Origin of the sequence: Acinetobacter sp. A22 (genome assembly GCF_030913345.1) — a bacterium.
GTDB classification, from domain to species: Bacteria; Pseudomonadota; Gammaproteobacteria; order Pseudomonadales; family Moraxellaceae; genus Acinetobacter; species Acinetobacter junii.
The window spans coordinates 665326-688496 of record NZ_CP133162.1 but is presented as its reverse complement, the minus strand read 5'-3'; the positions used below and the strand labels follow the sequence as shown (position 1 = coordinate 688496).

At 37.2% G+C, this 23171-nt stretch carries 16 protein-coding genes, 1 tRNA gene and 1 pseudogene; 6 read left to right on the top strand and 12 right to left on the bottom strand.

What is annotated here, in order from left to right; genetic code table 11:
• Positions 1–49 precede the first annotated feature (49 nt).
• A complete protein-coding gene (locus Q9Q86_RS03525; RefSeq protein ID WP_039048318.1) occupies positions 50–2080 on the bottom strand; it encodes an NADPH-dependent 2,4-dienoyl-CoA reductase in 2031 nt (676 codons plus the stop codon).
• A gap of 293 nt (positions 2081–2373) precedes the next feature.
• Here Q9Q86_RS03525 and argG point away from each other — a divergent pair, with 293 nt between their 5' ends.
• From argG to Q9Q86_RS03505, 3 genes are all read left to right on the top strand, one after another.
• Complete coding sequence (argG, locus tag Q9Q86_RS03520; RefSeq protein WP_112986143.1) at positions 2374–3717, top strand: argininosuccinate synthase; 1344 nt, start codon at positions 2374–2376, stop codon at positions 3715–3717.
• A 191-nt stretch (positions 3718–3908) separates the two neighbouring features.
• A complete protein-coding gene (locus Q9Q86_RS03515; RefSeq protein WP_112986144.1) occupies positions 3909–4592 on the top strand; it encodes a pirin-like bicupin family protein in 684 nt (227 codons plus the stop codon).
• Positions 4593–5636: 1044 nt separating this feature from the next.
• The gene (locus Q9Q86_RS03505; protein WP_227540269.1) at positions 5637–6311 is read left to right on the top strand and encodes a glutathione S-transferase family protein; all 675 of its coding nucleotides are present in this window, start codon (positions 5637–5639) and stop codon (positions 6309–6311) included.
• A gap of 305 nt (positions 6312–6616) precedes the next feature.
• Here the strand turns inward: Q9Q86_RS03505 and Q9Q86_RS03500 are convergent.
• The 7 genes from Q9Q86_RS03500 to efp form a co-directional block, all read right to left on the bottom strand.
• Positions 6617–6693: transfer RNA gene (locus Q9Q86_RS03500), tRNA-Val, on the bottom strand.
• A gap of 35 nt (positions 6694–6728) precedes the next feature.
• Positions 6729–8717, bottom strand: coding sequence for a DUF3488 and transglutaminase-like domain-containing protein (locus Q9Q86_RS03495; protein ID WP_112986167.1), 1989 nt, complete (start codon positions 8715–8717; stop codon positions 6729–6731).
• Positions 8718–8719: 2 nt separating this feature from the next.
• On the bottom strand, positions 8720–9637 hold the full coding sequence (locus Q9Q86_RS03490; protein ID WP_112986147.1) for a DUF58 domain-containing protein: 918 nt from the start codon (positions 9635–9637) through the stop codon (positions 8720–8722).
• 13 nt (positions 9638–9650) lie between these two features.
• Positions 9651–10610, bottom strand: a complete 960-nt coding sequence (locus tag Q9Q86_RS03485; RefSeq protein WP_004913090.1) for a MoxR family ATPase — start codon at positions 10608–10610, stop codon at positions 9651–9653.
• A gap of 79 nt (positions 10611–10689) precedes the next feature.
• Complete coding sequence (locus Q9Q86_RS03480) at positions 10690–10992, bottom strand: YbdD/YjiX family protein (protein WP_004913093.1); 303 nt, start codon at positions 10990–10992, stop codon at positions 10690–10692.
• A 2-nt stretch (positions 10993–10994) separates the two neighbouring features.
• Positions 10995–13097, bottom strand: a complete 2103-nt coding sequence (locus tag Q9Q86_RS03475; protein WP_112986148.1) for a carbon starvation CstA family protein — start codon at positions 13095–13097, stop codon at positions 10995–10997.
• Between the two features lie 177 nt (positions 13098–13274).
• Entirely contained in the window at positions 13275–13844 is a 570-nt protein-coding gene (gene efp, locus Q9Q86_RS03470) for an elongation factor P (protein WP_004913097.1), read from the bottom strand.
• Positions 13845–13931: 87 nt separating this feature from the next.
• Here efp and epmB point away from each other — a divergent pair, with 87 nt between their 5' ends.
• The 3 genes from epmB to Q9Q86_RS03455 are packed head-to-tail and all read left to right on the top strand — an operon-like array spanning position 13932 to position 18801.
• Positions 13932–14948 (top strand): EF-P beta-lysylation protein EpmB, encoded by a 1017-nt coding sequence (epmB, locus tag Q9Q86_RS03465; protein ID WP_004913100.1) that lies wholly within the window; start codon positions 13932–13934, stop codon positions 14946–14948.
• Between the two features lie 11 nt (positions 14949–14959).
• The gene (locus Q9Q86_RS03460; RefSeq protein ID WP_112986168.1) at positions 14960–16711 is read left to right on the top strand and encodes a GTPase; all 1752 of its coding nucleotides are present in this window, start codon (positions 14960–14962) and stop codon (positions 16709–16711) included.
• Positions 16693–18801: an EAL domain-containing protein gene (locus Q9Q86_RS03455; protein WP_112986149.1), complete on the top strand. Its 2109-nt coding sequence runs from the start codon at positions 16693–16695 to the stop codon at positions 18799–18801. Before Q9Q86_RS03460 ends, Q9Q86_RS03455 begins: the two co-directional genes overlap by 19 nt.
• Before the next feature lie 87 nt (positions 18802–18888).
• On the opposite strand, the gene rpmE is transcribed toward Q9Q86_RS03455, so the two are convergent.
• The 4 genes and pseudogenes from rpmE to Q9Q86_RS03435 form a co-directional block, all read right to left on the bottom strand.
• Positions 18889–19113, bottom strand: coding sequence for a 50S ribosomal protein L31 (rpmE, locus tag Q9Q86_RS03450; protein WP_004662919.1), 225 nt, complete (start codon positions 19111–19113; stop codon positions 18889–18891).
• A gap of 197 nt (positions 19114–19310) precedes the next feature.
• Positions 19311–20277, bottom strand: a pseudogene (locus tag Q9Q86_RS03445) (bile acid:sodium symporter family protein).
• A 138-nt stretch (positions 20278–20415) separates the two neighbouring features.
• Positions 20416–20817, bottom strand: a complete 402-nt coding sequence (gloA, locus tag Q9Q86_RS03440; RefSeq protein WP_004953337.1) for a lactoylglutathione lyase — start codon at positions 20815–20817, stop codon at positions 20416–20418.
• Positions 20818–20819: 2 nt separating this feature from the next.
• The gene (locus Q9Q86_RS03435; RefSeq protein ID WP_112986150.1) at positions 20820–22997 is read right to left on the bottom strand and encodes an MFS transporter; all 2178 of its coding nucleotides are present in this window, start codon (positions 22995–22997) and stop codon (positions 20820–20822) included.
• Between the last annotated feature and the right edge of the window lie 174 nt (positions 22998–23171).

The following is a 23171-nucleotide window of genomic DNA, read 5'->3' as shown; positions in this document are numbered from 1 at the left end:
AGAAAAATTTAACTGCAATGTATTCAAATGCATAATGTTTCATCAATTATCAAAGTTTTGCTGCTAATTCAGCACCATCACGAATCGCACGTTTTGCATCAAGCTCAGCAGCGAGCTTTGCACCACCAATAATATGATAATTGGCAAAGGTATTCTCACCTTCTTTTGGCATCAAATCTTTTACAGATTCTTGACCAGCACACACCACGATCGTATCAACACGCAATAACTGATCATGACCATTGTGCTCGATCCACAATCCTTCATCAGTCACAGATTTATATTGAACGCCCCTTAACATACGTACTGCATGTTTTTTGAGTTGTGCTCGATGAACCCAACCAGATGTTTTACCTAAACCAATACCAAGAGGTGTCGTTTTACGTTGTAATAAATAAATTTGGCGAACTGGCATTTCCACTTCAGGACGTTGAGTTCCACCTTCAGAAATATAGTCTGGATTTGGATCAACACCCCATTCACGCTGCCATTCAGCTAAAGGTTGTGGTTGAGGCTGATGCGGTGGTTTTAACAAAAATTCAGACACATCGAAACCAATACCACCCGCGCCGATAACTGCGACTTTATGCCCAACTTCAGCGCCTCTTAAAACTTCAGCATAAGATAAAACTTGTGGAGCAGTACTGCCCTGAATTTTTAAAGCACGAGGAACAACACCTGTTGCCACGATAACTTCATCAAAACCTTCACGTTCAAGTTGTTCACGATTTACGCGAGTGTTCAAACGTAAATCAACTCCAGTTTGTTTAAGTTGAACTTTAAAGTAACGAATCGTCTCATGGAATTCTTCTTTTCCTGGGACAACTTTCGCTAAGTTAAATTGACCACCAACGTCATCACTTGCTTCAAACAGTGTCACTGCATGACCACGACTTGCAGCAACTGTAGCCGCTGACATTCCAGCAACACCACCACCTACAACAGCAATACGTTTTGGTTTTTTAGTCTTGATATAAACCAATTCAGTTTCATAACACGCTTGTGGGTTAACTAAACAACTCACACGTTGATTTTTAAACGCATGATCTAAACATGCTTGGTTACACGCGATACAGGTATTAATCTCATCTACACGATTGGTTGCAGTTTTATTTACCCAGTATGGATCAGCTAAAAATGGTCTTGCCATTTGCACCATATCTGCTTTACCTGAAGCAATAATTTCTTCTGCAACATCAGGCATATTAATACGGTTTGAAGCAATGATTGGAACAGAAACATGCTGTTTAACATGAGCTGTATAGTCTACAAATGCAGCGCGAGGCACAGAAGTGACAATCGTTGGGATACGTGCTTCATGCCAGCCAATCCCCGTGTTTAATAAAGTCACGCCTGCTTTTTCAAGTGCCTTTGCTACTACAATCACTTCCTGCATTGTATTTCCGTCATGCACGAGATCCAGCATGGATAAACGGAAGCAGATAATGAACTTCTCACCCACTTTGGCACGGATTGCTTTTACAATTTCCACAGGAAAACGCATACGGTTTTCAATATCACCACCCCAGCGATCTGTGCGCTTGTTCACGTGGCTGCTAAGGAATTGATTGATTAAATATCCCTCTGAACCCATGATTTCAACACCGTCATACCCTGCTTTTTTAGCTAGGCTTGCACAGCGTGCATAGTCATCAATTGTAGCCAGAATTTGTGAATCTGACATTTGTCGTGGTTTAAATGGGTTAATTGGTGCTTGAATTGGCGAAGAAGAAACTGAAAATGGATGATATCCATAACGACCAGAATGCAAAATCTGCATAAGAATTTTTGAACCATGCTTATGCACAGCGTGAGTAACAAGACGGTGATGAGGAATATCCACCAAACTATTCATCGTACCACCCGCTGGCAATAACCAACCTTGACGGTTTGGAGAAATACCACCAGTGATAATAAGACCTACGCCCCCTTTTGCGCGCTCACCAAAATAAGCTGCAAGTTTAGGATAATTAAAAAAACGGTCTTCTAAACCAGAGTGCATTGAACCCATCACAACACGGTTTTTAATGGTCGTAAAACCCAAATGTAATGGTTTTAAGATATTTGCATAGCTAGTCATGGTATTCCTTCTATATTTATTGGCTTTGCAACTTGTTGCATAGTACTTTAACTGAATTTTTATACGTGTTTATGACTTTTTTTAAGAAAATGCTGACACTAAAGTCAAAACAAATGTAACCGTTATGATTTACATCTTAAAAATTCAATATTCCACATGAAAGCACACATAATTTTTCTGCTTAGTTTTTCTTTGAGGAAAACAAGCTCAATGAAAAGTGTTACAATAGCTCCGATTTTTTATTCTCAAGACCACCTATTCGGGGTCTTTACTAATAAACGTTAGGACAAGCAATGACTGATAATGCAACTATCTTGCAGCACGTACCTGTAGGCAAAAAAGTTGGGATTGCCTTTTCTGGTGGTCTCGATACTTCAGCAGCTTTATTGTGGATGAAGCAAAAAGGTGCGGAACCTTATGCTTATACAGCAAACTTAGGTCAACCTGATGAAGATGACTATGATGCTATTCCAAAGAAAGCTGAACAATACGGTGCAGTCAAAGCTCGATTAATCGATTGTCGTTTACAACTTGCTCTTGAAGGTATTGCTGCAATTCAATGTGGTGCCTTTCATATTAGCACTGGCGGTGTACCTTATTTCAACACAACACCTTTAGGTCGTGCAGTAACAGGTACTATGCTTGTGACAGCAATGAAAGAAGATGATGCGAACATCTGGGGTGATGGTTCTACTTATAAAGGTAACGATATTGAACGTTTCTATCGTTATGGCTTATTGACCAATCCAGCTCTAAAAATCTACAAACCGTGGTTAGACCAAACCTTTATTGATGAGTTAGGCGGTCGTGCGGAAATGTCACAGTTCCTCATCGACAACGGTTTTGACTATAAAATGTCAAAGGAAAAAGCGTATTCAACTGACTCTAATATGTTGGGTGCTACTCACGAAGCTAAGGATTTAGAATATCTCGATGCAGGTATTAAAATCGTAGACCCAATTATGGGCGTTGCTTTCTGGAAAGAAGATGTAAAAATTGATGCAGAAGAAGTATCAATTACTTTTGAAGAAGGTTTCCCTGTTGCATTAAATGGTCAACGTATCGAAGATCCTGTTGAGCTGATCTTAGAAGCTAACCGTATCGGTGGTCGTCATGGTCTTGGTATGTCTGACCAAATTGAAAACCGTATCATCGAAGCAAAATCTCGTGGTATTTATGAAGCGCCTGGTATGGCTCTATTACATATCGCTTATGAGCGCTTAGTTACAGGTATTCATAACGAAGACACGATTGAACAATATCGTATCAACGGTTTACGTTTAGGCCGTCTACTTTACCAAGGTCGTTGGTTCGATTCTCAAGCGCTTATGCTTCGTGAAACAGCACAACGTTGGGTAGCTAAAGCGATTACTGGTACTGTCACTTTAGAATTACGTCGTGGTAATGATTATACGATTATGAATACCGAATCTCCTAACCTCACTTATGAAGCTGAGCGTTTAACAATGGAGAAAGGTGATTCAATGTTTACACCAATGGATCGTATCGGTCAGTTAACGATGCGTAACCTCGACATTACGGATACACGTGCAAAACTTGGTATCTACACTGAAACAGGTTTACTTGCTGTTGGTCAAGGTTCTGCAATTCCTCAATTGGAAAGCAAATCAAAGTAAGCGATTGATAAGTAAATTATCTTACAGAAAAGGCTGAATATATATTCAGCCTTTTTTAATATCTTAATAAGAGTCCATGGTAAACAATCATTCCACAAATAGAACAATATGTCGCAATTAAAGACTATTTATAACCATTATGAATCGATATTATTACTATCAAGCAAAACATAAGAATTAGGAGATGAAAGATGAATGCTTATCTACATCGTAGTGAAAATCGCGGTCATGTAAAAGCTGGCTGGTTAGATACTTACCATAGTTTCTCATTTGGTAGCTGGTACAATCCGAAATACATGGGTGTGAGTGCATTACGTGTAATTAATGACGATACGATTGCAGCACATAATGGTTTTGGTACGCATCCGCATGACAATATGGAAATTCTAACCTGTGTACTAGATGGCACCATTTCTCATAAAGATAGTATGGGTAATGAAGGTCAAATTAATGCAGGTGAATGGCAATTAATGAGTGCGGGTACAGGTGTAACCCATAGTGAAATGAATAAGCATGATAAAGCAGTACATCTATTACAGATTTGGATTCAACCAAATGTTCAAGATGCTGCACCGACTTATCAGCAAATTCAGCTCAACCCAAAGGATCATCCTAACCAATGGCATCTAATCGCAGGCGATGAATCTGCACCAATGTTGATTCGTCAAAATGCTGAAGTAAAAACAGCTGTACTTGAGAAAGATCAACAATTAGAAATCACAGCAACGAAAAAAGTGAACTATGTTCACGTGGTTTCTGGTGAAGTTATGATTGCTGATCATCATGTAAAAGCTGGCGATGCTTTACTGTTTGATGAGAGTGCAACAATCAAGGGTCTTGAAGATGCCCAAATGATTTGGTTTGACCTACCATAAGTCGAAGTTTAACTCGTATCTCTCCCTCTGAGGTACGAGTTTTTTTAATCATGGTTACTACTATCACAACTGTTAGTATCCGAATTTGATTCATCACTAGAACGACATTCATCAGAATGCCTATCGTCATGTTCCTGATATGAATTAGATGCGGAAGTTGTCGAAGAATATGAATGACTATAATCAGCATTGTCCTGTATAGACTTAACTTTCTTCGCTAATAAGATTAATAAAACCAAACCAATGGTAAAGACTAAAATAATCAATATCAGCACCACAATCCCCTATTCCTACTCTAATTTTTGTTCCTAAATATAGCTTAGATTTTCTTTTAAAAATTGACATTAAAAAAGCCCGATTAACGGGCTTTTCTACAACCTTGAACATTTTTAAAAACAATCAAAATTGTTTCGTTCGTTGTTAGCTGTGTATACAGGTTGTCATATCTTTGTTCATTTAGGAAAGATTTCTCTTAAATCCTAAATAGTATATGACTTCCTTGTTGATTAAATTATCACCAATACCAATCTCGGTCAAGTAGCATAAAATGACAAAATCTAGGGTTAAATGCTTTGCAATTTTAACTAAGCGTAATCATAGTTATTTTCAATTAATAGATTAAATGGCATGTTCTTTGAATCTATAAAATATTTTATCTTTTATAACTTTATATTTGCGATTGAGATATAGTTCAAAAGCTTTACACAGATGTTCTACCTACTCATCCTTCTTTGTATTTAAAATAATAATTATTTCCAAGTATATGATTTTTAAAATAAATTCAATTTTTATTTTTTCAACCCAAGAAGAATATTGAAACTTACAGAGTTTCAGACTCTAGAATTGCTAAGCTTTTTAGCAAAGTATCACTCTGCCCTGAATTACAACTCCAAACGTTGAAGAACATCTGATTATTCACATTTTCTATACCAGTTGGTTGCTATTTATAAATAGATAAACAGCACTATCAATTGACTTGAGGGTATATTGGAAACCGTAAAATTTTGGAAATTTCCCATAAAATTTTTTAAGACAGGAAACTTCATGATTACATTACATCACTTAGACCAATCACGCTCTTTCCGCATTTTGTGGTTACTTGAAGAAATCAAACAACCGTATGAATTGCAACGCTATTACCGTGACAAAGTTACTCATTTGGCACCTGAGTCACTAAAAAACATGCATCCTCTAGGAAAATCTCCTGTGATTGAATGGCAAGGTAAAGTTATTGCGGAATCAGGAGCTATCGTAGAGTTACTGATTCAAAGACTTGCACCACATCTAGCACCAGATACAAATGAAGCTAATTATGCAGATTACCTACAATGGATTCATTTCGCAGAAAGCTCTGCGATGGTGCCATTTTTATTAAAAACGTTTAATCAGATAGAAACTAAACACGGCACAAAATTAGTATTTCTAAAAAACTATACTCAAATCGAGTTTGATAAAGTTTTTGGTTATTTAAATGATTATTTAAAAGATAAATTATTTTTGGTGGGCGATCGTTTAACTGGCGCCGATTTTATGATGGGATTTGCCCTTCACGGATTAATTCACCATATGAAACAAGGTGAAAAATTCCCACATATCAGAAGCTATGTCGAACTAAAAGATGTCTACAAAATTAGTGGCTATTCAGATTGCTGGTATCTCAATAGCGACAAAGAGTCTAATATCTTGCCCAAAAATCACCTTATCGTATTTCCATGCTAAATAACTACGTTTAAACAAGTTAATCAGAGTTTGTTTTAAGGTATCTTTTTAGTCCATCGAAATACCCAAAGGTTATGCTCAGGCATTAGCTGGTCATGCGACTGAAAAAATGACGGATCACTACCTACAAGGGCATGAAGAATCGAAGCCGCAACGTGTCAGTTTTAGGTGATTTTTTAAGTTCAAAATACGGCGATTTATTGTACTTATTCACATTAAAACCGAACGGAGTTCCCCGAAAAGTCCCCTAAAATAAAAAGCCCACTTTTGAGTGGGCTTTAATATACTGATTTAACATAGAATCTTGGTAGGTATATCCAGACTCGAACTGGAGACCTCTACGATGTCAACGTAGCGCTCTAACCAACTGAGCTATACACCTAGAATGAAAAGCATGATATTCATTTTTTATAAGCTTCACAAGTTTTTTTGAACCTGTTTTAGTGTAATCGCACAGTCTTTAAGCAAACGCTTAAAGAGCATGAGATTATTTTCATCCTTTTGTTCCTTAAAAATAATTTTTTGATATAACACAATAAGTTGTTCAAATGATTGATGACCATTAGCCTGTTCAGATAAACGATGAATCCACATCTGAAATGTCTCAGAATGTCTTTTTCGCAAATGAATGGGCAACTTTTTCTGAAACTTTTGTATTTCACGGTCGTAAGACGTTTGTTTGGATCTTTGCACCCACCAATAATAAGCCGCATACAAAATTAGAATTGATCCAAATCCTCCGATTAAAATAATCACATAGGCATAACTTGAATTTAATCCTAAACGTGATAACCAATTCTTTTGCTTTTCTACATCATATCCAACGACTTTACTCTGCCATTGATAACTTAAATAATCACTCCAAATTCGCATGTTTTTTAGCATTTTAAATTGCTGTAAACGCCAAGCTTCTGATTGCTGATCACCCCAGATTGTTTCATCTTGAGCTAAATAATTTTGCATGCCTGTGTCAATTCTTTGCGGCGCAATCATCGCTGTTGGATCAATTCTTTGCCATTTACCATTTAGATAAACTTCACTCCATGCATGTGCATCTAATTGTCTTACTTCCCAACTCTGATTATCAGGTCCTAGTTGCCCCCCCTGATAACCTGTTACCACACGGGCAGGAATACCTGCATAACGCATTAACATTACAAAACTAGATGCATAGTGCTCACAAAACCCTTTACGACTTGAAAATAAAAACTGGTCTATGCGGTTTCCACCCAAAGTTCCAGGAGTTAATGTGTATACAAAACCATTTTTGCGATACCAAGCTAAGACACTTCGGATATATTGGTTCAGTTGATGCTGGCTTTGATCCAATAATGTTTCTGCGAGTTTCTGTGCTTTTGGATCTAATCCTTCAATATACCGAGTGTTTATTTCTATTTGTTTTGTATTCAACACTTCTGATTGGGCAGTTATTCTGCCTAACCACAACATTTGTATTGGTTGATTTCGCTTTAACAATTTTGATGGGCGAATACTATCATCCTGATAAACCTGTAAATATCGTTCTTGAGGAACTGAATATTCAAGCCCCATGATCCAATTGGATTGTTCATCAGCTGATAAATATTGGTATTTAACTTGTTTTTGAGTAGCGTAATCCACTCGCTTCAAACTTTGATTTGAATAATGACTGGTCCAAGTTGAACCATCATACATATCCAATACCAATGCTCTCCAATATAAATCATTTCGACTCGGCAACTGATTCATATTTGCCACAATACGAAATGCTAGAGCTGATGATTGCGACAGCTCCGCAATATCACCAGGAGACATACGATCACTAATCCCCGTCGTCGCACGATCTTGTTGAATTGGAATCGCCCACAATGGGGGTAAACGCGGGAAGAAAATAAATAATAAAATAAAAAATGGGGCCGCTACTGCTACAAATTTAAATATCTGCTTTAAATCACGTCTGAACTGGTTTGATGCTGTTTTTTGCTGAAAAAGTGCGGTTTGAATGCGATATAACCCAACCATACACATGATAAATGCAGAAAATACAACTAGCGCCATCCAGAATGCTTGACTGTGCAATAACAGACTAGCACTGACAAATAATGCGAAGTTAAATACAACCAATAGATCTCGAGTATTTTTAACTTCCATTGTCTTTGCAATTAAACAGGTACAAAGAAATGCAACTCCTGCCTCCACACCAAACAAGCTTCGGTATTGTAGTAAGATCAAGGCAATAGAAACTATCGTAAATGGAACAAGGATCCAATTCGAAAATGCTGTGATTTTGTTCTTTAAATATTGCCAAACCAAAACCAACAACACGACAGCCCATAGACCACTCAAAGTAAATGGAATAAACGGGATTTGTCCAATTAGTATTAAGACTAGCGCAACTAAAATACAGAAATAAATTTGTTTATTCATCATCAAGCCTGCGCCAGCAAAAGTTTAGCCTTGATTAACTGTGATTGACCTTGTCCACTTTCTAATCGTGCATGAGGCAATATCACAGCATAGTCATCGCCCAATAGTTCGCATTGCTCAATTAAACCCATCATAAAACTCAGTTTTTGTTCATGCCCTTGTGCAGGTATTTGTTGATAATCTATTTCTAAATATTGATGATTGGCTTGAGTTTCGAACATTTTAATAAAAAATCCTTGTCCTCTTGCAACCTGTTTCCAAGCTACATTTTGATAGGAATCACCATGTTGAAATGCTCTTAGCTCTTTAAACTCATCTAAGCTGTCTTGAGCATTGGTAGGTTGGCTTTTATGTTCTTTTTGCCAATCGTGAGCTTTGGGAGCAATCCACACCTTATACTTAGGATATAAATAAGTCCATGCACGCACTAAACCGAATGGGTAAGTAGAATATATTTTTATGGGTGAAAAATCGTATTGTCCTCGAGCATTTGGATAAAATGGCAACTCAAAAATTTGTTGAGTATGCTCAAAGCAGAAAAAATGTTCTTTCTCTTCACTAATAATTCTGAGATATCGAGTAAAAATACTTTTTTGTTTAAACATTATTTTTAGTGTAAATGAGTTATCCACTTGCCCTATTTCAGGAAAGACAAGCTCTATATCCAGCCGATGTAACTGCTTAAAAGTAAGATAAAAACTAATCCATAAAATTGCACTAATTAAAAAACAAAAACCTAGAATTAAGTTATTTGCGTAGTTAATACCTGCAATAAACGTAATCAAAATTAGCACAAGATATAGAAAACCTTGCCTATATAAAAAGATCAAAATATCTTTTTGTGTAAGTCGCTTCTTTTCATCAATTTGGAATCGTTTTGCAATCCAGTTTTGTAGTGGATGCTTGAATAATTTTTGCATATCCCACTCTCAACTAGAATGCCTCTACCGATTCTAAAATTTTTCTTACTTCATTTTCACCCAAACTGAGACGATGTGAAACTACAGATATAAACACCATCTGCACGTCGTCTGTCGTTACAAAAGCTCGCCCTTCTACTAATGCATAAGCTTGGGATGCAGCTTTTAATGCCAATACTCCACGTGTTGATAAACCATGACGTTGCTTACGTGTTTCAGCGGCCAAATCTAAAATATAGTTAAGTACAGCATCACTTAAAAAAACTTGTTTAGCGAGTTCACGTAAATGCAAAATATCCGCTTGATTAAATACAGAATCCAATTGATGAATAAGAAGCTGACGTGAACTTTGTTGAAGTAAAAGTTTTTCAGCTTGGCGAGATGGATAGCCCAAAGACAAACGCATTAAAAAACGATCTAGTTGAGACTCAGGCAAAGCATAGGTTCCACTTTGAAAGAGTGGGTTTTGCGTAGCCAGTACCCAAAAAGGCTGAGGTAATTCATAGTGAATACCATCAACTGTGACAGCCCCTTCTTCCATTGCTTCGAGCAACGCGCTTTGCGTTTTAGGGCTACAACGATTAATTTCATCCGCAAGTAAAATTTGAGTAAAGACAGGGCCTTTTTTAAATTCAAAAATATGTTCTTTTTGATTAAAAATATTGATACCAATCACATCACTCGCCAGCATATCATTGGTAAATTGGATTCGTTGAAAATGCAGTCCCGCCAAACGAGCTAAAGCACTGGCTAATGTTGTTTTACCCAAGCCTGGTAAATCTTCAAATAGCACATGACCGCCAGCCAACAAACAAGTCAGCGCAAGTTTAGTTTGTTGCGGCTTATCTAAGATCAGCTCATTAACTTGGATAAGGAAACTTTCTATTTTATGGCTAAAGCTTTTAATATCTTGTTCTAGTTGCTGATTTTGTATTTTTTTTTCTTGAACAGAAGCTTTTTCCATGCCCCACATAATTCTATCCCCAAAATCAAAACAGTGTATGCATCAACATACACTGTTTTGATTTTTTTTCAAAGAAATCAAATGACTTCTAGCAAGGACATTTTTTCATATTCCCGCCTGACGATGGATAACGCGCATCGACACAGTGACGATAAAAAGTCTTCGCATCCATCGGTGTCAAATCTGGATGATGCTGTTGCATATGTCTGAGATAGTTTTCGTAATCTGGTACTCCAACCATTAAACGGAAACTTTTTTGCAAGTTCTGCCATAGAAGTGCGATACGAGACCAATTTCTTGGTGAAAAAATCAGGTGTTTTTGCGACATAATAGTGAATTTAATAATCTTCACGATTAAGGAACCACCTTCTTTCGCAATTTTGAAATCCATGCTTATTCTCCCTTCACGCTATTCGCAGTCATCGGTACATCTGAATAAACAGCAGGTGCCTCATTCACAGTAGGCGTTGAACTTGCTAATGCTTTGCGAATTGCTCCAATAGATGCAATTACCATTACGATAGCAACAATCATAAAGAATCCACACAACACCGCGTTGATTTGATTGGACATCACAATTGTTTGCATCTCTGCTACTGTTTTCGCCGGAGCGAGTAGCTCCCCACGTGCAATCGCATCAGAAAAACGGTTCGCTTGAGCAAGGAAACCAATCTTCGGATTCTCATGGAAGATTTTTTGCCAACCTGCAGTCATAGAAGTGATAAATAAGAAAACTGTTGGGACGATTGTGACCCATACATATTTCTCTTTCTTCATCTTGAATAAAATCACCGTACCCAAGATTAATGCCATTGATGCAAGAATTTGGTTACCAATACCAAAGAGTGGCCATAACGAATTAATGCCACCTAGAGGATCAACGACACCTTGATAAACGAAGAAGCCCCAGCCAGCAACCGCAACAAAAGTTCCAACTAAGTTTCCAAAAAAAGAGCTAGATTGTTTAACCGCAGGTACAACTATCCCGACCGTATCTTGCACCATAAAACGACAAGCACGTGTTCCTGCATCCACCGCGGTTAAAATAAATAATGCTTCAAACAGGATCGCGAAGTGATACCAAAAAGCCATCATTGAACGACTATTGAAAATTTCAGAAATGATATGTGCCATACCAATCGCAAAAGTCGGTGCACCTCCTGTGCGAGATAAAATAGAGCTCTCACCCACTTCTTGTGCGAGTACAGTTAACATTTCTGGTGTAACGATAAAACCTAAATTACGAACAGCTTCAGCAGCTGTATCAACAGTTGTACCCAGCACTGCTGCAGGAGCATTGATCGCAAAATAGATTCCTGGATCAAGTACAGTCGCACAAATCATTGCCATAATGCCGACAAAAGATTCCATCAACATTCCACCATAACCGATCATACGAATATTTACTTCGTTATCGACGAGCTTAGGTGTTGTACCAGAAGAAACTAGCGCATGGAAACCAGAAATGGCACCACAAGCAATCGTAATAAATAGAAATGGAAATAATGTCCCTGCGAAAACAGGTCCTGTACCATCCACAAAATGCGTTACCGCAGGCATTTTCAAATCAGGCATTGCAAAGACAATACCGATTGCTAAGCCAGCAATAACACCAATTTTAAGAAATGTTGATAAATAATCACGTGGTGCTAACAGTAACCAAACTGGTAAGACTGATGCAATAAATCCATAAATGATTAATGCCCATGTCAATTGCGTTCCACTTAAGGTAAATAACTGTCCCCAATACGGATCTTTTGCGACATCACCACCAAAAAAAATCGCGGCCATCATTAAGACGAAACCAATGATAGAGACTTCTGCAATTTTACCTGGGCGAAGATAACGCATGTACACGCCCATAAATAATGCAATAGGAATCGTTGCAGCAATACTAAATACACCCCAAGGGCTATGAGCTAATGCTTTAACCACAACCAGAGCAAGTACCGCAAGAATAATGACCATCACGCCCAATGTACCGAGCATGACGATAACACCAGCAAAAGTACCCAATTCCTGCTTTGCCATTTCACCTAATGAACGACCATCACGACGTGTGGAGATAAACAGCACAAGAAAATCTTGAACTGCACCTGCAATCACAACACCGACGAGCAACCAAATTGTTCCAGGTAAATAACCCATCTGAGCCGCTAGAATTGGTCCCACTAAAGGACCAGCACCAGCAATCGCCGCAAAATGATGCCCAAATAATACGTATTTATTGGTAGGAACATAATCCAAACCATCGTTTAAACGATGAGCTGGGGTTAATCGCCTTGGGTTTAATTCAAAAACCTTGTTTGCGATAAATAAACTGTAGAACCGATATGCAATGCTATATACACAGACAGCAGCGAGAACCAACCAAACTGCATTTACATGCTCACCGCGACTCACCGCCAATATCCCAAAAGAAATTGCCCCGATAATGGCAACTAAACTCCATAGAATCTTAGAGGAAAGCGATGTTTTTGCTTGTGTTATCTCCATTCAAAACCTCTCAAATATTTCACTTTTGGTGATTTGGATTTCCATTCCTATATTTTCTTTAGAAAATATCTTCGTGAGTTTATCGTTTATTAAAATAGATTTATCTAATACTTTGGCATAAAAAAAGGGATGATTCTTTATCATCCCTTCGATAATCGTATACTTTATGTTTAACGATTACGCACGCTCTAGGTAGTCACCAGTACGAGTATCTACACGAACGCTTTCTTCTTGCTGAACAAATAATGGAACACGTACCACAGCACCTGTTTCAAGTTTCGCTGGCTTACCGCCACCGCCAGAAGTATCACCACGTACACCTGGATCAGTCTCAACGATTTTGAGCACAACAAAGTTAGGTGGGCTTACAGTTAAAGGTACACCATTAAATAACATGATTGTACATTTTTCATTTGAATCATCTTTTAACCATTTTGCAGCGTCGCCCATTGCTGTTTTATCAGCAGCGATTTGTTCAAAAGTTACTGGATCCATAAAGTTCCACATTTCGCCATCGTTGTAGAGGTATTCCATTTCTACTTCTACGATATCAGCAGCTTCTAAAGAATCACCTGATTTGAATGTTTTTTCTAATACTTTACCAGAGCGAAGGTTACGTAATTTTACGCGGTTAAACGCCTGACCCTTACCTGGTTTTACATATTCATTTTCCATGATTGAACATGGGTTACCATCCAGCATGACCTTAAGGCCAGCTTTAAAATCATTTGTAGAATAATAGGCCATGAAAGGCGCACTCCAACTTAAAACTCAAATCTATTAATGCTAGACTAGGCCAATAGCCTTTAGGCTAACACTATTTTAACGTATGGCATGATAAACTATTTACATCAAGAGAAAAACTGGCAATCACAACTCAGTGATCTAATTACTGATCCTTTAGAGTTGTTAAATCTGCTTGAGTTATCCACTGAACAGTTATTATCAGGGGCAATCCTTGCCTCTGAACAGTTCAAATTACGTGTTCCACGCGCATTCGTCGGAAAAATGAGCATTGGAGATCCTTTTGATCCCTTATTGCTACAAGTTTTACCCCATCATTTAGAACTTGAAGACCATCCAGAATTTGTTACTGACCCACTTGGTGAAGAAGCAGCTAATCAAATGGCTGGAGTTCTACATAAATATCAATCACGTTTTTTACTGACTTTAACGGGTGCATGTGCGATTCATTGTCGTTATTGTTTCCGTCGCCATTTCCCCTATCAAGAAAACCTACCCAAAAATGATGATTGGATTAATATCAAACAGTATATTGAGCAAAATCCTCAAATTAATGAAGTAATTTTGAGTGGCGGAGATCCTCTAACTTTATCAAATCGAAAATTAGCACTTTGGTTGGAACGTCTAGCATCTCTCCCTCAGATTAAGATTCTGAGAATTCATTCACGTGTTCCCGTCGTTATTCCAAATCGAATCGATGAAGAGCTGATTTCTATATTAAAAAACAGTAGGCTACGCATTGTAGTAGTGATACACTCAAATCACGCAGCTGAACTTGACGACTTTACTTGCTCAAAGTTATTACAGTTATCAGAACACCATATTACAGTGCTAAATCAAGCAGTTTTACTCAAAGGTGTGAATGATTCTGCAGAAATTTTGAATAATTTAAGTTTGCGTTTATTTGACGCGCGTGTAATGCCTTATTATCTTCATGTATTAGATAAAGTAAAAGGCGCTCAACATTTTGATTTAAGGTCTTCAGAGATAGATCATATATATACTGATGTTTTAGCGAGTTTACCTGGATATCTTGTCCCTAAACTCGTAAGGGAAATTGCGGGCGAAAAAAATAAAACACCGCTTTTTGGGGTTCAAACGTTCTGAGATTGATTACAATGATGGATAATGCATTTTCGGATATTTTTCAAATTCCCACTGTTTTAAGAAGGGATAAACTCAGTTTTTGTGATTCAAACACTAAAAGCTTGAACGAATGGATTTCAACACTTGCCATAATGCAATTGGGTGATACCTCTAGAGCATTATTCTCAGCTTTACTTGAGCTAAGTGAATTAGAATGCTCAGAAACTTTGCGTTTTGATTTAATACAGACACTACACCCTACCATCGAAAATGTTTTAGGTAGTCTAGAAAAGAATTTTTTTAATCAAGGTGTCATCACCTCTGATCGTAATGAACACATTATAGAACTAGCAATGCTTTTGCGTTGTTACTTCGCAGCGATTTATATCAATATTGTTCGCCGAAGTAGCGATCAACTTGAGCATCAAAAATTCTCTTTTTTTGCATTAAATCAAAAGAAAAATCTCCAGACTGCAAGAACCTTAGCGACTTTCCAAGCATTGCAACAACTCACTCAACTCCTGTATCAGCAACATATGCTTTATAGTGAACCTGTTGCAGGACAATGGCTGATTGCTCACCAATTGTATGATGCAGCTGTAACTCATAAATATCATCACACCACTTTGGAACAACCAGCAGGCAAACCAAGTCTCAATAATGTTGCTCAAGCTTATGCGCAACTTATCCTAATGGATATTTTTAACACCAATCAAATTCGCCAATCTGAAATTCAAGCTTTATTCCAATGCAGCTTTGACTGGGCGAAAATGCTGCAACTATTACCAAAAGAAACTGAGTTAACCAAATATGTAGTTGATACCAGTAAAGATCACCCACCTATTTATAACAAGAAACAGAGTTCAGGATTTAATCCAAATATTTTCATCAGCACCAATAGTCTTTTAGATCATGTCACTGCAACACTTCACAAAAATGCAGAATATATTTCTAAAAATGAAAAAATCTATTTAACACCTGCGCTGAAGTTTCATGTTCAAACTATTCTTGGCACCACTGCAGAACGACGTCACGAGCGTTATGAGTACTCTGCGCAGTTGCATATTTGTTTTGGATTACTCACTGCTCACTTCTATCTATCTAAAGCAAAGAACTTCGCTGAAACTCTTCAACTTGAACATAGTTATGGATTACAAAGCGAATCTCGCTTTTTGTCATCGTGGGATAAAAAAGAATCTTCTGACAATCAAGAATCTTCCATCCAACGTTTAAGCCGTGAAAGTAAAGCAGTTTATCAAGCAGATATTCTTGATATTAGCGTAAATGGATATCGTATTAAATGGACGACTGAAGCACCTAAAAACCTTCGGACTGGCGAATATATCTTGGTGAAAGAAACCTCACATGGTCATTGGCGAGGAGGTGTTATTCGTTGGCTTAAACAATCTAGTGAAAAAAGCCTTGAACTCGGTTTAGAGGTTTTAGCACAAGATATTTTCCCATGTGCAGTACGTATTCAATCTGACCGCCATGTGAGTAATTACCACCCTGCACTTATTTTAAAAAATCAGAATCTGGATGAAACAAAAACAACAATCATATTGCCAGGTTCGCAAATTTTCAGAGAACAGCAAGCTGTTCATTTACGATTGGGGAAAGAGGAAGTAAAAGTGTACTTATTAACAGCACAGTTAATTACCCAAAGTTTTGTCCAGTTTGATTTCGAATTGCTCAATGAAGAAGATGAACCTAGTCTTCAAAAATTTATGGCACAAAAGAATATGGATACAAATGATCAAGATTTATGGGAAGCATTGAAGTGAGAAATTCTTTACTCTCTAAAAAGTTAAAACGTACTGAAACACGCTTATTAATTATTGATGATAACCAACTTCGTTATAATCAAATTTTGCAATTATTTTCTGCACAAGAACATCAAGTCCAAGCTTGTCTATTGGATGATTTTAAAACATTTGAAAAGCAACTGAATCTACCTTGGGATATGGTGATTTTCGGTCGAGCTTATGATTTAAAAATCGAACAAACTCTCTCTTTGATTCAAGCATCATCACAACCTAATTTGCCCGTTTTATTGCTTGAACCAGAAGACTTCGATGCGCAACAGTATCAAAACTATATTCATAAAGGCATCTATGATGTTCTTAGTTTAAAATCCCCTGATCATTTTTATATCAGCATCATTCGTGCATTATCATATAGCCGATTGGTACAAGCTGAACATCGTCTATTGAATGAATTAGAAGCCGCACAAACACAAGCACAATCTTTAGTTGCAGAAACTCATAAAGCGGTCGCAGTATTACAAGAAGGAATTCATTTCAGTGCCAACAAAGAGTATGCGACTCTTTTTGGTTTCGAGAATGAAGATGATTTGATTGGTTTACCATTACTAGATGTTTTACAACCTGAAGATTTGGCTCAATTTAAACTACGCTTCAAGAAGATTTCTCAAGGTCAATTTGAACATGCTCGCTTTGAGATCAAAACACTCAATTCAAATGTAAAAAACAATCCATTACATGTAGAGTTTTTACCATCTGGAAATGATGATGAAATTCAACTCAATATCGAATGTCCTACTCAAGCCACACAAAAATCCGAACCAACTACAGTCACGCCTACTGTAACGATTGCTCCAGCAGAAAAACTTTCAAGTTTAAATTCATCTTTACAACAAATTAATCGCCATCTTAACAATCATCCTGCAAATGTGAATGCCTTAGTTTTATTTGGCTTAAATCATTGTCCAAATGAAGTTTTTCAATCTGATTGGCGTGGAACAAAGTCTTATTTTTCAAATATTCAAAATTTCATTAAAGAACAAGTCAACGTCCCAATTCATAAAATTGAAACAGCACTCTATGCTGGCTTAATCCAAGCTGAATCCAAAGAAGTATTAAACTCATTATTGATTGGTTTAAATGGTCTACAAAAACCTCAACTTCTTGTGACAGATAATCACACCTTTCCACTCCAATTAAAATTAGGCTATTGTGAGTTAAATCAACCAATTCCAAATGAATCTGCTTTTGAACAATTACTCTCAAAAGCTTTTTCTACCCCACTTCCTGTTTTCAATAGTCAAAAGATAGATGCCGATATCGGTCTTACAACCGAACATATTCAAACCTCTGTTAAATTAACCTTATTACAAGAGTTAAAACAGAAACTAGATGCTGGATCCATCCAATTAAAATATCAACAACTATATGATAAGCAGGATCAACATACTCATACCTATGAGGTTACAGCAGGATTTATTCATGATAATCAATGGATTGATTTAAGTGATCTAGCCGATTTAAAAGATGATCCTGAGTTATCTGTACAACTTGACCGCTGGATTCTTGTAGAAGCGTGTAAACAACTACACAACTTTATTACCCAATATCCAAAAGCTAAACTAATCGTTAATTTGAACCATCACATTCTAATTAATGATAAAAAATTACCTGAATTGGTCGCAAAACTTCTTACGATTATTGGAAGCAAACAAGCTCATCCGCTTATTGTCCAATTCTCAGAGCATAGTCTGCAACAAAATCTGTCTCAAGCTCAACAGCAAGTCGCTCTGCTGCGTCAATACGGTGCTGAAATTTCAATACGCAATTTTGGTGATTCACTTTATAGCGAATCTATTCTTACGCAAATTGATACCCAATATTTATGCCTACATAGCAAACTTTCCAAGATGTTAGCTAGCGAGAAAGACATGGCAAAATTACAGGAAAAAATTCTGAATTTCATCGGTATGAAATCTGTAGAAATTTTACTAACTGATTTAAATGACATGAATTTATTCGCAAATGCTTGGAATGTTGAAGCGCGCTTCTTACAAGGCAACTACTTCCAAAAGAAACTTGATCGTTTAACTGACGTACAAGATCAATAGAAATCTAGTAGCCTCTACTTTTACAAAGGAGAGGCTTTAGAGACAACAAAAAACGGGCATATAGCCCGTTTTTTGTTTTTCTTGATATTAACGTTTGATAGAACGTGACATACCAGAGAAACGTTGTTTGAACTTGTCGATACGACCACCAGTATCTACATTCTTTTGTTTACCAGTATAGAATGGGTGGCAAGCTGAACATACGTCAAGATAAAGAGTTTCTTTACCAAGTGCAGAACGAGTTTCGATTACGTTACCGCATGAGCAAGTAGCAACTAATTTTTCGTATTTAGGGTGAATATCGGCGCGCATGGTCGATGCTCCTATTTAGTAAGAAAGGCTTAAGCTGTTATCGCAATTGATCACTCTCAAGATGAGGAAAGCAGAGTTTTAATACTCGCAGATCAATACCACAACAGACCATTTCTTTTGACTCACCGAGACATCTTAGGTCAGAGCAAAGCCAACAAGTGGCATAGATTATACGCGAATAAATTATATTTTGCGAACTATTCCTGCATTGATTTTGACCAATGATTCGCAATTACCCCACAGACCATCAACTGAATTTGATGAAAAATCATGATGGGTAATACAATCATCCCCAAAGGCTGCCAAATAAAAAGAATTTGAGCCATTGGAACACCACTCGCTAAAGTTTTTTTAGAACTACAAAAGAAAATCGTAATTTGATCCGCCTGATTGAATCCCAACCATTTAGGCAAATACAATGCAAGTAACATTACTACGGTAAGTAAAACTGAACATGCCAGTGTTAAATAAATCAATGTAATTCCGCTTACTTGTTGCCATAGACCAGCGACAACTGCGCTACTAAATGCGCCATAAACAACCATGAGGATTGAACCCTGATCAAAAACCTTTACAACGCTCGGAAATTTACGCATTTGTGGGAAAATAAATGGTCTTAATAATTGACCTAAAATAAATGGCACAAGCAGCAATAATGTAATTTGTACAATTGATTTTGTCGGGTCAAAATCATGTTGACTTTGCCCTAAGATAAAATAGCTGACCAAAATCGGTGTGATAAACATGCCTATAATATTAGAAAAGGAAGCACTGCACACTGCACCCGCTACATTCCCTTTAGCCATAGACGTAAATGCAATCGAAGACTGAACCGTGGAAGGTAAGAAACACATAAACAAGAAGCCCCAATATAACTGTTGCCCCAATACTGGTTCTAAAACAGGTCTCGACAAAAGTCCAATCAATGGGAAAATCAAAAAAGTAAAAATAAAGACTAAGGCATGCATTCTCCAATGCAACATTCCCTCTATGACAGCTTCACGTGATAATTTTGCACCATGTAAAAAGAAAAGAACGGCTATTGCGACTGTCGTTAAAATATTAAAATAATAAGCAAACTGACCTGCCAGGTAACAATGTGGCTAATAAGACCATGAGTACCAATAAAATCGTAAAGCGATCTAGTGCTAATAACTTCAACATAATTCTTTCCCTGACCTACCCTGAAAATAATAAAAAAGCCCAATATGATATTGTTGACCATTTGATCAAACCATCATACTGAGCTCTATAAATAAATCTAGTTTTTAAATAATTAGACCTCAGTCTAACTCATTAAAACTAATTATTTCTTGCATTCTGATCTTGTTGAATAAGTTCAACTTTGTAGCCATCGGGATCTTCAACAAAAGCAATGACCGTCACACCACCTTTCATTGGCCCAGCTTCACGGACGATCTTACCGCCACGAGCTTTAATCTCTTCACATGCTTTATAAGCATCATCAACACCAATTGCGATATGACCATAAGCATTGCCTAAATCATAACTAGATGTATCCCAATTATGAGTTAATTCAAGAACCGTATTGTTCTGCTCATCACCGTAACCCACAAATGCGAGTGTAAAACGTCCTTCTTCGTAATCGCGTTTGCGAAGTAATTGCATACCAAGCACTTCAGTATAGAACTTGAGAGATTGTTCTAAATTACCGACTCGTAGCATTGTATGTAACATGCGCATAGTTATTCACCTGTCTGTTGTGTTGTTTGGTTTCGTTCATGATCACGTAATAATTTCGCAACCCAAACTACTAAAATTAGAATCGGTATACCGATTAAAGTCGTCATTAAAAAGAAATTTGGATAACCAATATTACTCACGATTGTTCCTGAATAACCACCCAATAGTTTTGGCGTTAATGTCATTAAAGAACTAAAAATTGCGTATTGAACCGCTGTAAATGAAACACTGGTTAAACTTGATAAAAAAGCAATAAATGCTGCACCAGCCAATCCAGATGCTAAATTATCCATAATAATCGCCAAATATAACCATAAGGTACTGTAGCTTTTAATGACTTTACCAGAAAGTTCAACTGAGCTTTTTTGATCTGGTTGGATTACTTGCACTGGTTGAACATCCATATCTAAAGCGGACTCTGGATGTGTTGCTGTATCAATAAAATAAGGTCTACTTGTAGCTAATTCAGTTTGGTTGTTGTTTTTAAAATTAACGGAAGCTTTAACTAACTTCGTTGGAGAGTTTAATAAAACCTTCCCATCAACTGCTCCAGTGAATATTCCATGAGGATCAACTTTAGCTACAATTTCTTTATCGTCAACCATAATGACAACTGGACGCTCTGTGTCTAATGTATCAACATTTACGCCAGCAAGCTGACCTTTAATAACTAAACTTTGCTTTAAGTCATTTGAGCTAAGTTGATCATTACCACTCATTGGTAATAATTGAATCTGAGGCTTTTGTGATGCAATGAGATATGGAACTGTTAATTGAAACTTTGAGTCCGCTTCTTGCTGATATTGACTAGTGACTTGGATATCTTTTGCTTTTAATAACTGTTCACTTGGTACAGATAATTTCCAATACCCCACCTCATCCGTATCTACTTGATAATGCTTATCTGCGATTTGTACCTCAACCTGAGCTAAAGGTTTGCCTGAGTTTACCAAGCCGATAAAAATCAAATTGGTAGAACTGGCTAAAACAGCACCAACAAACATTAACTTCATAATGTTCATTCGCTGTGCCAACAAGCCCCCAAGAAAGCCACCGACAAGGCTAAATAAAACACCATATATTTTTACTGCTTCAGCAATTTGCTCTTTAGTAAAATTCAAGTCCTGATAAAAAACATTTGAAATGACGCCAGCAATAATGTCTGAAATTCTAAAAAAACCAATAAGCAGTAATAATACTAAAGCGAGTTTTAGACCGTAGCGTTTGAAGAAATCAAGAATCGGCGCAACCCATGTTTCTTTCGCCATCTGCTGATTTACGACACCAGCTTTTACTAACCCAGAACCAATCAATAATGCGACTGCAGTTGCGGTCAAAAAGCGAAGCGCTTCTAAACCAAATAAAGCTGAGGTATCTTTAATCTCAGCCGAAGTGGTGATGTAATTTGTGAGATTACCTGAATAGATATAGCTCACGACAAAACTTGCAACAGCAACAAAAAATACCAATACCAAACGATAATAATCTGTCTTTTTATAATCTTTATAAATTCGATTTACTTGTGGTTCACGAATACTTAGAGTAGTGATGATACCAACACTCATGACTGCTGCCATGGCTAAGTAAGTATACTTCCAAGCTTCGTAGATATAATTCCCCTTGGCAGTTCCTAAGTAAGCCGCAAGAAATAATGCACCAGCACCAGCAACAATCATTCCGATGCGATAACCTGCATTGTATGTCGATGCTAAGACAGTTTGCATTTCTGTTTCAGCTAACTCGATACGATAGGCATCAATCACAATATCTTGCGTAGCTGCGGAAAAGCCAAGTAATACTGCCCCAACCGCCATTTGAATAATATAACTTTGACCAAGAGCTGGGTCTGAAAATGCCATGATACAAATCGCACATATAATTAAACACTGTGCAATTAACAGCCATGCTCGACGTCGCCCTAATGTGCGTGTTAGAAATGGGACAGGCAACTCATCAATTAATGGTGCCCAAACAAATTTAAAAGAATAGCCTAATGCAGCCCAACTAAAAAAAGTTACTGCACTTTTTTCAATTCCTGCCTCACCTAGCCATAAAGATAAGCTAGAAAAAATGAGTAAAATCGGTATCCCCGCTGAGAAACCTAAAAATAACATAATCAAAGCACGGCGATCTAAAAATGCTTTAAATGCAGATGCCCAACCTGTGGTTTGTGTTGTCATTGGTTATTATTTTCCATGAACATGCCTGAATGTGCCTATTCAATCGTTTCTTGTGTTCGCTTGCAAGTTGCTTTGTGCAACCATTGTTTTGTTTTGTCGATAAAAAACACAAGTTCGCTTGATCTTTAGACCTAAAACTGTATACCTTTAACAGAAGTTATAAATACTTCTAAA